At 74.9% G+C, this 10,704-nt stretch carries 13 protein-coding genes; 3 read left to right on the top strand and 10 right to left on the bottom strand.

The features are described from left to right. Window positions 1–22: 22 nt before the first annotated feature. The 3 genes from AC07FJ_RS19605 (at window position 23) to AC07FJ_RS19595 (ending at window position 1,190) form a co-directional block, all read left to right on the top strand. Window positions 23–493: an NUDIX hydrolase gene (locus tag AC07FJ_RS19605; protein WP_479050509.1), complete on the top strand. Its 471-nt coding sequence runs from the start codon at window positions 23–25 to the stop codon at window positions 491–493. A 55-nt stretch (window positions 494–548) separates the two neighbouring features. Next, window positions 549–794 (top strand): hypothetical protein, encoded by a 246-nt coding sequence (locus AC07FJ_RS19600; RefSeq protein WP_479050507.1) that lies wholly within the window; start codon window positions 549–551, stop codon window positions 792–794. A gap of 90 nt (window positions 795–884) precedes the next feature. Further along, window positions 885–1,190, top strand: coding sequence for a hypothetical protein (locus tag AC07FJ_RS19595; protein WP_479050505.1), 306 nt, complete (start codon window positions 885–887; stop codon window positions 1,188–1,190). Between the two features lie 30 nt (window positions 1,191–1,220). On the opposite strand, the gene AC07FJ_RS19590 is transcribed toward AC07FJ_RS19595, so the two are convergent. The 10 genes from AC07FJ_RS19590 to AC07FJ_RS19545 all read right to left on the bottom strand — a co-directional run bounded on the left by AC07FJ_RS19590 (window position 1,221) and on the right by AC07FJ_RS19545 (window position 10,698). Next, complete coding sequence (locus tag AC07FJ_RS19590; protein WP_479050852.1) at window positions 1,221–1,640, bottom strand: cold-shock protein; 420 nt, start codon at window positions 1,638–1,640, stop codon at window positions 1,221–1,223. 214 nt (window positions 1,641–1,854) lie between these two features. Further along, window positions 1,855–2,022: a hypothetical protein gene (locus AC07FJ_RS19585; RefSeq protein WP_479050503.1), complete on the bottom strand. Its 168-nt coding sequence runs from the start codon at window positions 2,020–2,022 to the stop codon at window positions 1,855–1,857. Window positions 2,023–2,062: 40 nt separating this feature from the next. After that, window positions 2,063–4,099 carry a sensor histidine kinase gene (locus AC07FJ_RS19580; protein ID WP_479050501.1) on the bottom strand — a complete coding sequence of 679 codons (2,037 nt, stop codon included), beginning with the start codon at window positions 4,097–4,099 and terminating at the stop codon, window positions 2,063–2,065. Window positions 4,100–4,370: 271 nt separating this feature from the next. Beyond that, entirely contained in the window at window positions 4,371–5,060 is a 690-nt protein-coding gene (locus tag AC07FJ_RS19575) for a response regulator transcription factor (RefSeq protein WP_479050499.1), read from the bottom strand. A gap of 64 nt (window positions 5,061–5,124) precedes the next feature. Further along, complete coding sequence (locus tag AC07FJ_RS19570) at window positions 5,125–6,246, bottom strand: NAD(P)-dependent alcohol dehydrogenase (RefSeq protein ID WP_479050497.1); 1,122 nt, start codon at window positions 6,244–6,246, stop codon at window positions 5,125–5,127. A 29-nt stretch (window positions 6,247–6,275) separates the two neighbouring features. Then, window positions 6,276–7,838 carry an FAD-dependent oxidoreductase gene (locus tag AC07FJ_RS19565; protein ID WP_479050495.1) on the bottom strand — a complete coding sequence of 521 codons (1,563 nt, stop codon included), beginning with the start codon at window positions 7,836–7,838 and terminating at the stop codon, window positions 6,276–6,278. After that, window positions 7,835–8,380 (bottom strand): VOC family protein, encoded by a 546-nt coding sequence (locus AC07FJ_RS19560; RefSeq protein WP_479050493.1) that lies wholly within the window; start codon window positions 8,378–8,380, stop codon window positions 7,835–7,837. The genes AC07FJ_RS19565 and AC07FJ_RS19560 overlap by 4 nt, the downstream gene beginning before the upstream one ends. Then, window positions 8,377–8,766 carry a hypothetical protein gene (locus AC07FJ_RS19555; protein ID WP_479050491.1) on the bottom strand — a complete coding sequence of 130 codons (390 nt, stop codon included), beginning with the start codon at window positions 8,764–8,766 and terminating at the stop codon, window positions 8,377–8,379. The genes AC07FJ_RS19560 and AC07FJ_RS19555 overlap by 4 nt, the downstream gene beginning before the upstream one ends. Next, entirely contained in the window at window positions 8,763–9,482 is a 720-nt protein-coding gene (locus AC07FJ_RS19550; protein ID WP_479050489.1) for a cupin domain-containing protein, read from the bottom strand. Before AC07FJ_RS19550 ends, AC07FJ_RS19555 begins: the two co-directional genes overlap by 4 nt. Continuing rightward, window positions 9,475–10,698, bottom strand: coding sequence for a sedoheptulose 7-phosphate cyclase (locus AC07FJ_RS19545; RefSeq protein WP_479050487.1), 1,224 nt, complete (start codon window positions 10,696–10,698; stop codon window positions 9,475–9,477). Before AC07FJ_RS19545 ends, AC07FJ_RS19550 begins: the two co-directional genes overlap by 8 nt. Window positions 10,699–10,704 lie beyond the last annotated feature (6 nt).

Genomic DNA, 10,704 nt, shown 5'->3' with positions numbered 1-10,704 from the left:
GGACCGACGGTAGCGTTTCGGTATGACGGTGAAGCGAAGCGCGGGTCTGCTGCTGTTCCGCACCTCCGGCGGGCGCCTGGAGGTGCTCATCGCCCATATGGGCGGGCCGCTGTGGGCCTCGCGCGATGCCGGGGCCTGGTCGGTGCCGAAGGGCGAGTACGCGGCGGACGAGTCGCCCGAGGCGGCGGCGCGCCGGGAGTTCGTGGAGGAGCTGGGGCTGCCGGTGCCGGACGGGGACGCCGTGCCGCTGGGCGAGGTGCGGCAGGCGGGCGGCAAGGTGGTCACGGTGTGGGCGGTGGAGGGCGACCTCGACCCGGAGGCGGTGGTGCCCGGCACGTTCACCATGGAGTGGCCGCGCGGCTCGGGCGTGACACGGGAGTTCCCGGAGGTGGACCGCGTCGCGTGGTGCACGCCCGAGGAGGCGGCGCCCCGGCTGGTGTCGGCGCAGCGGGAGTTCCTGGAGCGGCTGGAGCGGTACGTCCGCGACCGCTGATTGTCAGTGCCGTGCGGGAGAGTGGAACTCCCAACCGGTCGACGAGGAGCGAGAGATGACCACGACCACCTTCGGCATGCGCGAGCGCGCGGCGGCCCAGGCGTACCTACGACTCGTGGAGGCGGCGCAGGCGGTGCTCGGCGACCCGGAGCTCGCGCCGATGGCCGGGGTGTACCTGGAGTCGTCGCTGGCGGAGGCGGACGAGGCCCTCGCCCGCGCGGGCCTGCGGGGGAACGAGACCCGTCTGCTGCGGCTGGCCTCGGCGCTGCGCGCCCCCGCCCCGGCACCGGACCGGGACTGACCGATGGTTCCACGAGACCGCCCTCGGCCTCCTGCCGTCTCGCCCGTGGGCAGGGCCTGCCCCGCCCACGGCGGGAGGTAGCCTGCGGGCATGTCGGTCAACATCAACATCCACTTCACCGTCTCTGAGCTCACGGACGCGGCGCAGGCCGAGGCGGTCGCCGCGTCGATCGGCGAGCTGCTGCGCGACGAGGGCATCGAGGACCAGATCAGCTACGGCACGGCCTGCGACGACGGTGTCCACTTCGTGTCGGGCGAGACGCAGTTCCCGCTCAGCATCACCCGCTTCGGCCGCTGGCAGCCGGAGTTCGAGAGCGCGTTCGCGTTCGCCGTGACCGAGGCCGCCCCGGCGGCGAAGGGCGTCATCGAGTGGGGTTACCCGGACGAGGAACGCTGAACGACCTGCGCGGGGCGGGGCGGCGGGGGGTCAGGCGTCGAGCCAGCCGTAGGAGCGGGCCAGCTCGGTGACGCTGGCGCGGACGCGCTTGAGCTGGGCGGCGGTCAGGGTGCCGTCCGCGTCGATGAGCGCCTCGGTCAGCTCGGCCTGGAACTCCGCCGTGGTGAGCACGTCCAGCGTGTCGTCGTCCGGGTCGTCTCCCGGGGCGGGCGCGGGCGCGGGCACCGCGGGGCGGCGCGCGGGCTGGTCGACGAGGCGGATCTCCGACGCCTTGGGGCCCTTGTCGCCCATCTCCAGGTAGAACTCCACCTCGCGCCCCGCTCGGTACAGGTACTTGTCGTCCACCAGATCGTTCGCGTGCATGAACACGTCCTCGCCCCCTTCCCTGGGGACGATGAACCCGTAACCGCGGACCTCGTCGAACCGCAGGATCTTGCCCACCATCAACACAGCCGTTACCTCCACGCCAACACCACTTCTGCGGCGTGAATCTACAGGCGCGGGCGGCCGTGGGGTACGGCCCGGGGAGAGAAGTCACCGGCGTACGGGGGAACGGAGGAACGGGCCCGGCGATGCCGGGCCCGTTCGGTCGGCGCTCGGGGTCAGCGCCCGGGATGGCGCCCGAGGCGGCGCTCGGGGTCAGCGCCTGAGGCGGCGCTCGGGGTCAGCACTTCGGCCAGCAGGTCTTGTTCGAGCCTCTGGCGCCGAAGCGCTGCCAGTACCGCTGACGGGGCTGGTCCTGCTGGTGCTTCACCCAGCTGTGGGCGGCTGCGGCTGCCGCGGTGGCGGCGGCCACGGCGGCGGCCACGGTGCGGGCTCGGGTGCGGGCCATGGGGAACTCCTCGTATCGCTCGTGGTGTGTGGTCCGACGCTCACGAGTCTGGTTCGCTCCCCGCCCCGGGCGCATGGGGCTGGTGTCCCGTCGTGGTCCCAGGCCGGGCCGGGAGCGCCGCCTGGACGACCGTGCCGTCCGCGGTGCTGCTGAGCGTGAAGCGGCCGCCCAGCTCCTCGGACCGCTCCGCCATGGAGCGCAGCCCCACCCCGGGGCCGCGCGGGTGCGCGGAGAAGCCGTCGCCGTCGTCGGCGACGCTGACGGCCACCGTGCCGTCCGCGACGGTGACCGTGGCGTGGGCGTGGTCGGCGCGGGAGTGGCGTACGGCGTTGTGGAGCGCTTCCGCGGTGATGCGGTACACGGCCACTTCGAGGGCGGCGGAGAGCCTGGGCAGCGGATCTGGGTCGACGGTCACCGAGATGGACAGCGTCCGGGTGCTGAGCTGCTCGGCGAGCTGCCGCAGCGCGCGGGACAGGTCGGCGCCGTCCAGGGCGGCCGGTGCGAGGCCGTCGGTGATGCGGCGCAGCTCCTCGATGGCCTGTCCGATGCCGTCGGAGACGGCGTTCAGGGGCTGCGCGGCCTCCGGCGCGGCGCTCCGGCGGACGGCGTCGACCTGGAGGCGCAGGCCGGACAGGGCGGGGCCGAGCCCGTCGTGCAGGTCGTGCCGCAGACGGCGGCGCTCCTCCTCGCGGGCGAGGACGATGCGTTCCCGGCTGCTCTGGAGGTCCTGGTGGAGCCGCAGGGAGGCGAGGGCGGGGGCGGCGTGTTCGGCGAGCACCTGGACGGCCTCCCGGTCCTGCGGGTCGAGCGCCAGCTCGCCGGTGCGCGGTTCCACCGCGAGCCGTCCGATCTCCTCGCCCCGGTACAGGAGCGGGAAGCTCTCCGTGGCGCGCTCGCCGCCGCCGTCCGGCTCGCCGGACCTGGCCAGTTCCCGGGGCCCGTACTGGGTGTGCACGGTGACGGCCGCCGCGGGCAGGCCCAGCGTGTGCACGGCCATGCCGCACAGCAGCCGGGGCGCCTCTCCCGGGTCGGGTGCCCGGCTCAGGCGGTCGGCGAGGTCGCGGACCACCTGGTAGGGGTGGGCGCGTTCGCCGTAGTAGTAGTGGTCGACCACGCGGGAGGCCCACCGGGCCGTGGGCCGGAGCAGGACGCCGACGACCAGGGCGACGGCGCACGCGGGCAGCAGGCGCGCCGGGTCCGCGGTGCCGGGCGCGAGGGTCCACAGCAGCAGGCCGCCGATGCCGTACGCCACGAACAGGACGAGGGTCAGGAGCATGGCCGTCAGGACGCGGCGCGCGGCCCGGTCCAGCACCCACGTGCGCCGTCGGGCGTGCAGGTAGCCGAGGGCCAGCGGCCACACGAGGGCCGCCGGGTACTGCAGGGCGATCCGGACACCTTCGGGAATGTCGGCGTAGTTGTGCAGGTACAGGACGGTCACCCAGGCGGCGTACGGCACGACGACGAAGGTGCTGCGGCGGTACTCCGCCGAGCGCGCCATCCGCACCACCAGGATGACCAGGCACACGCCGACGACGATCGGCGGAACCCAGTGGCGGGCGGGCTCCATGAACGGGGCCGCCCAGTCGCGCACCCGCCCCCACACTCCGGTGGCGAGCGGGTTGCGCACCTCGTACCAGGAGTCCTCCCCCGCCCATTCGAAGAGCTGCTGCGCCAGGCTCCACACGGCCAGGGCGATCACGTACACCCGCCACCAGCCGCGCGGGGTGCGGCCGTCCGGGAGCCACAGGGGCAGGGTGTAGATGACCACGCCGAAGAGCGTGTAGTCGACGACGGCCGCCGCGACGGCGGCCGGGCCGGCCGCGGGACCTGCCAGTCCGATGGCGGCCGCGGTCGACAGGGCCGCGCCCACCGCGGCCGCGGCGCCGGCGCACAGCAGCAGCCAGCCGAAGACGCTGCCGGAGCCGCGGGCGATGAACGACATGCCGGACAGGGGCAGCCCGAGGCCCAGGAGCAGGCCGATGGCCGTGTAGTGGAGCTCGGTCGCCACGAAGGCCGGGTGGCCGAGGTGGCTGATGGTCAGGACGACCCACAACACCCCCGACAGCGCCGTGGCCACGCAGACTCCGTACGCCGGGAGCAGCGGCGGGCCCGCGCCGGGGGGCTTCCTGGCGGCGGGTGCTCGGGGGCGCCGCGCGTCGTCGGTCGTGGGTCCGTCGCCGGGCGCGGGTGCGCCGGGCGCCGGTGCTCTGGTCGTCCGTGGTCCTGGTCGGGGCATCGTGTGCTCCTCGCCATCGCCGGGTGGCCTTCCAGGGTCGGCCGCCCGGCGTCCCGGCCGCATGAGGCGCGTGTCCCGTCGCGGTCCCGTGTCGCGGCGGGACCGACGGCGGTCAGGCGTCTTCGCCGAGGCCCGCGTCGCGGGCGCGGGCGACGGCCTCGGCGCGGCTGGCCACGTGGAGCTTCTCGAAGATGTGCGTGATGTGGTTGCGCACGGTCTTCTCGGAGAGGACCAGCTCCCGGGCGATGCGCCGGTTGTCGAACCCGCGCGCGATCAGGTCCAGCACCTCGCACTCGCGGGCCGTCAGGGCGGGGAACAGCTGTTCCGCGTCGCGCCGCCTGCTCCCGGAGACGAGGCCGGTCAGGCGCGCGGCGACGCCCGCGCCGAACACGGCGCCGCCGGCCGCGACGGTCCGGACGGCGTGCAGGACCTCCTCGGCGCCGGCGCCCTTGACCACGTACCCGCGCGCCCCGGCCTGGAGGGCGGCCAGCAGGTCGCCCTCGTCGTCCGACATGGTGAGCGTGAGCACGGGCAGGCCGGGGTGGAGTGCGGCGAGGGTGCGGATCGCCTGGATGCCGGAGCCGTCCGGCAGCCCGAGGTCCATGATGACGACCTCGGGCCGGCACCTCTCCACGGCGTCGGGCACCTCGGCGACGGTCTCCGCCTCCCCGACGACGGCCACCTCGCCGAGGCTCTCCAGGGCGGTCTTCAGGCCGCTGCGGAAGAGCGGGTGGTCTTCGACGATGAGGGTCCGCAGGACGTGCCGGTCCGCGGTGTCACGGTGTTCGCCAGCTTCACTCACATCTCGACCCTAAGTGATCTTTGTGACAGCGGCATATTTTCCGGGCATCGCCTGACATCCGGCGTCACGGCATGAGCAGGACCGGCTTGACCACCCGGCCGTCGAGCGCCGCCCCCGCCGCCTCCTCGATCGCGTCGAAGGGGTACGTCTCCACGATCGCGTCCACCGGGAGCCGCCCCGCGCGGTGCAGCTCGGCCAGGGCGGGGATGAAGACGCCCGGCACCACGTCGCCCTGGTTCACCCCGACGATCCGCGGCCCCCGGTCCAGCAGGGACGGTACGTCGAAGGCCGCCTCGGTCCCGGCGGGCGGCGCCCCGACGACCCCGCACACCCCGCCCACGGCGAGGCTGTCCACCGCCTGCCGCAGCACCCTCGGCAGGCCGCTGGTCTCCAGCGCCCGGTCGGCGCCGCGCCCGCCGGTCAGGTCCCGTACGGCGTCGACGGCGTCGGTGTCCCGGGGGTCGACGATGTCGGTGGCGCCGAGGCGGCGGGCCAGGGCGAGCCGCCGCGGGTCGGGGTCCACGGCGATCACACGGGTGGCGGCCGTGAGGCGGGCGGCCATCACCGCCGCCAGGCCCACCGAGCCAGTGCCGAAGACGGCGAGGCTCTGGCCCGCCTCCGGGCGCAGCACGTTGAGCACCGCGCCCGCCCCGGTCTGGACGCCGCAGCCGAGGGGCGCGAGCACCTCCGGGGGCAGGTCCGCGGGGACGGGCACCACGTTGCGGGCGCCCGTCACGGCGAGCGTCGCGAACGACGACTGGCCGAAGAAGTGCCCGTGCAGCGCGGCGCCCGCGTGCGCGCCGGTCCCGCGCACGGTCGCGCTGCCGTCCAGGCGGCTGCCGCCGAAGAGGTTCAGCGCGGGCCAGTGGTCGCACCGTACGGGACGGCCCGTACGGCAGGCCGGGCACGTACCGCAGGAGGCGAAGCTCATGACGACGGTGTCGCCGGGCGCGACCGCGGCGACGGCGGAGCCCACGGCCTCCACGGTGCCGGTGCCCTCGTGCCCGAGGACGGCCGGGACGGGGAAGGGCGTGTGACCGGCGCGGACGCTCAGGTCGGTGTGGCAGATGCCGGCGGCGCGGACGCGCACGAGGACCTCGTCGGGGCGGGGCGCGTCGACGCGTACCTCCTCGAAGGCGAAGGCATGGCCGCGGGCGCGGATCACGGCGGCGGTGGAGAGGGGCATGGGGTCTCCTTGCGAAGGGGTTCCACCGCTCAGGGCAGGACGCCGCCCTCGCGGGCGGTGCGCAGGGCCTGGGCGGCGATGGTCAGGGTGGGGTTGACGGCGGCGGAGGACGGGAAGAAGCCGCCGTCGACGACGAAGAGGTTGCGCACCTCGTGGCTGCGGCAGTACGGGTCGAGGACCGAGCGCGCCGCGTCCGTCCCGGCGACCGTGGTGCCGCAGTGGTGCCCGGCCTCCGCGCCCATCGAGCGGCTGAAGACCAGGGGATGGCCGGCGCGGCGCATCATGCGGGCCGCGCCGCGCACCAGGCGGCGGTGGGCGCGGGTGTTGGTGGGCTCCCAGCGCACGGTCACACCGCCGTCGGGGGCGGGCAGGACGCGGTTGGCCGGGTCGGGCAGGTCCTCCGACATCAGCCACCAGTCGACGCTGCGGGACGCCAGCGCGCCGAGGAGCCGGCGCGGCAGGCGCGGGTGGGCCGCGGCGAGCGCCGCCGTGTGCACCTTGCCCATGAGCTGGATCGCGCCGAGCGGGTGCTCGGTGTGCGGTCCCGGCAGGTAGAAGTCGTGGACGGCGAGGGTCTTCTGGAACGTCACCGGGTTGCGGCGGCGCGGGTCGACGGCCACGAGCATGCTGTTGTTGTGCATCATCAGGTTGCGGCCGACGAGCCCGCTGCCGTTGGCCAGCCCGCGCGGGTGCGCGGCACCCCCGGAACGCAGCAGCAGCGCCGCGGAGTTCACCGCTCCGCAGGAGACCACGACCGTCCCGGCCCGGATGCGTACGGTACGGCCGCCGCGCTCCGCGTCCACGGCCGTGACCACGCGGCCCGAGGGGTGGGTGTGCAGCCGCAGCGCCCGCGTGTGGGTGAGCAGCCGCACCGACCCGGTCCGCAGGGCGGGGCGCAGCGCGCGGGTTTCGGCGTCGCTCTTGGCCTCCACGCGGCAGGGGAAGGCGTCGCAGGTGCCGCAGCGCAGGCAGGCACCGTCCGGCCGCAGGTCGACGCCGAGTTCGACGGGGTACGGGTTGAGGCCCTGCTCCCGCAGCCTGCCCGCCAGCTCGCCGATGAACGGTTCGTGCGCGACGGCCGGGTAGGGGTACGGCTCCGAGCGCGGCGGCCCGGTCGGATCGGTGCCGTCCTGGCCGTGCACCCGGTAGAGGCGCTCGGCCTCGGCGTAGTACGGCTCCAGGTCGGCGTAGCCGAACGGCCAGGCGGGTGAGGTGCCGTCCAGGTGCTCGGTGGCCGTGAAGTCGCTCTCGCGCAGGCGGGGCAGGGCGGCGCCGTAGACCTTGGTCGTCCCGCCGACGTAGTAGCGGACGGCCGGGGAGAAGGACCGCCCGTCGGCGGTGCGCCAGGTGCCGGCGTTGTGGTAGCGGCCCTCCTCGAAGACGGCCTCGGGTGACCAGTTGGCGTCCTCGCGCGGCAGGAAGCCGCCGCGCTCGACGACCAGGACGCGGGCGCCGGTGGAGGCCAGCGCCCAGGCCGTGGTGGAGCCGCCGGCGCCCGAGCCGATGATCGCCACATCGGCCTCGTAGACGTCCTGTTCGCGGCGTACGACCGGTGGGGTGCCGGGGCCGAAGAGGTCGGTCGGGTCGGTCATGACGGGGTTCCTTCCGGCTGGAAGAGGCGGACTGCGGTCGTGTCGTGGAAGGGCGGGCGGCCGGGCGCGTGGACGAGCTCCAGGTGCAGGCCGAAGGGCGTGCGCAGATAGACGAAGCGCGTGCCCGCGATGGGTCCCTCGCCGACGGTCTGCGGCTCGCCGAGCGCCTCGACGCCGACGTGGGACGTGAGGTGGCGCAGCGACGCGTCGAGGTCGTCGGTCCACAGGGCGAGGTGGTGCCCGCCCCAGTCGCTGTTGTGGGGGTACGCGCGGCGCTGGCCGGGCGCTTCGTACTGGAACAGCTCGACGTTGGTGACCGGCCCGAGGCGCAGCATGGCGATGTGCGCGACGGCGTCGGGGTGGACGCCGAGCTGGCGTGACATCCAGGAGCCGTCGGGGTCGGCAATCGGGCCGGTGCGGTAGGCGAGTTCGGCGCCGAGGACACCGGTGAAGAAGCCGACCGCCTCGTCGAGGTCGGGCACGGTGTAGGCGATGTGGTGGACGGCGGTGGCGCCGGGCACGGAGAGGGCGGGGGGTGTCATGCGGAGGTCTCCTCACGTGTGGTGCTGGGGGTGCGGGGCGGCAGGGTGCGGGTGACGGCCGGCGGGGTGAGGGTCAGGCACAGCAGGTCGGCGCCGTACGGGCCGGCGGTGAGGCGTACGCCCTCCCCGTGGCGGGCCAGGACGAGGGCGCGCTCGCCGAGCGGGAGCCGGTCGTCGGCGAGGACCGAGCCGGCCAGGACGTACCAGGCGGCTTCGGTGCCGTCCCGGCCGGCGAGGTCCAGGTGGGTGCCGGGGTCGAGGTGGACGTGGTCGAACGCCTCGCACTCGCTGTGCAGCATGCCGCGCCGGGCGAGGCAGCGGATGGTGGTGCGTTCGGTGCCGGGGCCGAGGAGGAGGGTGGCCCGGTGACCGGAGTGGACGATCACGGCTTGCCCTCCCCCGCTCCGTCCACCGCGAGCACGGCGTGGAAGTACTCCAGGCCGTCGGCGTCCGCCGTCAGCCAGGCGGAGGTGCCGAGCGGCAGCGTCAGCGCGGTGCCCCGGGCCACCGACACGTGCCGGCCGGTGGTGCGGGCGGTTCCGGTGCCGCCGGTGATGAACACGGTGTGCTCCTCGCCGTGGGCGTCGAGGGCGGCGCTGCCGCCGGCCGGCAGCCGGTTCAGCCGCACGGTGCGCAGGGGCCCGGTGAGGACGGTGGACGCGTCCAGCGGGCCGTGACCGCGCAGGTCGCGGACGACGGCGCTGCGGGGGGTGTCGCCCATGGGGTGCTCCTTCTGTGCGTGTACGGGGGCGGGGACTTCGACGACGAGCCAGGCCAGGGGCCGGCGTCCGGTGTTGCGCAGGGCGTGGCGGGCGCCGAGCCCGGTCAGGACGGTGTCGCCCGCCCTGACCGGGTGGGGCCGGCCGTCGAGGCTGATCTCGCCGCGCCCGGAGAGCAGGAAGTACAGCTCCTCGGTGCGGGAGTGCAGGTGCTCGCCGCTGACGCCGCCCGGCGGCAGCCAGGCCCACTCGACGGCCTCCCAGCCGCCGTGCAGCCCGGTGCGGCGGGCCAGGCAGGACCAGCGGGAGTGCCCGTCGGCGTCGTGGACGCCGTGGACGTCGGCGGGGGCGTGGACGTCGGCGATGACGACGGCTTCACGCATGCGAGCCCACCTCCTTGAGGTCGCCCGCCACCGCGGCCAGGTCGTCGGCGGCGCGGTCCAGTTCGCGGGCGGTGAGGTTGTTGACGAAGACGGAGCCGCCGATGCCGACGGGCAGCGGCAGGCGCTGCTTGCCGTCGCGGTGGCGGACGGTGTCGGCGAGCGCGTCCTTGAGCACGCCGGGCTCCATCAGGGGGTGGTGCACCGGGAGGCCGAGGGCGCGCATCACGCCGAGGACGCGGTCCCGTTGGACGGCGGTGACCAGGCCGCGGCGCCAGGCGATGACGGTGGTCAGCGCCATGTCGAGGTTGACGGCCTCGCCGTGCAGCAGCGCGGGCAGGGCGCGCATCTCGATCGTGGGGCTGAAGGAGTGCCCGTAGTCGACGACGCGCTCCAGCCGGTGCTCCCAGAGGTTGTCGTGGAGTTCTTCGAGCATGCCGTGGACCGCCCGGGCGAGGACCTCGTCGCCGGCCGCCCGCAGCGGGCCGGCGCCCTGGAAGCGCTCGGCGACCAGGCTCGCCCCGTGGCGGTCGAGAAGTTCGAACAGCTCGGCGTCCTTGATGAGCGCGATCTTGAGGATCTCGGCCATGCCGTTGCCGAGGTGGCGCCGGTCGAGGGTGGCGAGGAGCGCCGGATCCAGCAGGGTCTCGGTGGCCGGGTGGTAGGTGCCGAGCCGGTTCTTGCCGGTGTTGAAGTTGACGCCGGTCTTGGCGCCGACGCCGGCGTCCACCAGGCCGATGAGGGTGGTGGGCACGCGGACGTACGGCGTGGAGCGGCGGTACAGGCTGCAGGCGAGGCCGACGACGTCGAGCAGGACGCCGCCGCCGATGGCGACGACCGGCTCCCGGCGGCGGTCCACGCCGAACCGGTCCATGGCCTCCACCACGGAGTACACCGACTCCATGGTCTTCAGCCGCTCGTGGGCCGGCAGGACGTGGATCTCGTACGCGTCGTGGCCCCGGGCGTCGCAGTAGGCGCGGATCGCGTCGCCGTAGAGCATGTCGACGCGCTCCTCGACGACCAGCAGCCGCCGGGAGGGGGCCGGCGCGCCGTCGGCGGCTCCGGCGGCCGCGAGCGCCGGGTTGTCCGGCGCGAACACGTCCGGCGCGAAGCCCACGCGGTAGGTGACCGGCTTGGCGGTGGCGACGGTCCAGCCGGGGGCGGGGCCGTCGGTGGTGAACAGGCCGTGGGTGTGGGTGTGGGTGTGCGGGAGGGGCACGGGGTT

This window comes from Streptomyces sp. NPDC045998 (assembly GCF_056430285.1).
This window is presented reverse-complemented; position numbering and strand designations above follow the sequence as displayed.

What these genes read in the sequence shown, in the direction of transcription:
- AC07FJ_RS19605 (WP_479050509.1), top strand. Translation starts at nt 23, where the DNA reads ATGACGGTGAAGCGAAGCGCGGGTCTGCTGCTGTTCCGCACCTCCGGC.
- AC07FJ_RS19600 (WP_479050507.1), top strand. Translation starts at nt 549, where the DNA reads ATGACCACGACCACCTTCGGCATGCGCGAGCGCGCGGCGGCCCAGGCG.
- AC07FJ_RS19595 (WP_479050505.1), top strand. Translation starts at nt 885, where the DNA reads ATGTCGGTCAACATCAACATCCACTTCACCGTCTCTGAGCTCACGGAC.
- AC07FJ_RS19585 (WP_479050503.1), bottom strand. Translation starts at nt 2,022, where the DNA reads ATGGCCCGCACCCGAGCCCGCACCGTGGCCGCCGCCGTGGCCGCCGCC.
- AC07FJ_RS19570 (WP_479050497.1), bottom strand. Translation starts at nt 6,246, where the DNA reads ATGCCCCTCTCCACCGCCGCCGTGATCCGCGCCCGCGGCCATGCCTTC.
- AC07FJ_RS19565 (WP_479050495.1), bottom strand. Translation starts at nt 7,838, where the DNA reads ATGACCGACCCGACCGACCTCTTCGGCCCCGGCACCCCACCGGTCGTA.
- AC07FJ_RS19560 (WP_479050493.1), bottom strand. Translation starts at nt 8,380, where the DNA reads ATGACACCCCCCGCCCTCTCCGTGCCCGGCGCCACCGCCGTCCACCAC.
- AC07FJ_RS19550 (WP_479050489.1), bottom strand. Translation starts at nt 9,482, where the DNA reads ATGCGTGAAGCCGTCGTCATCGCCGACGTCCACGCCCCCGCCGACGTC.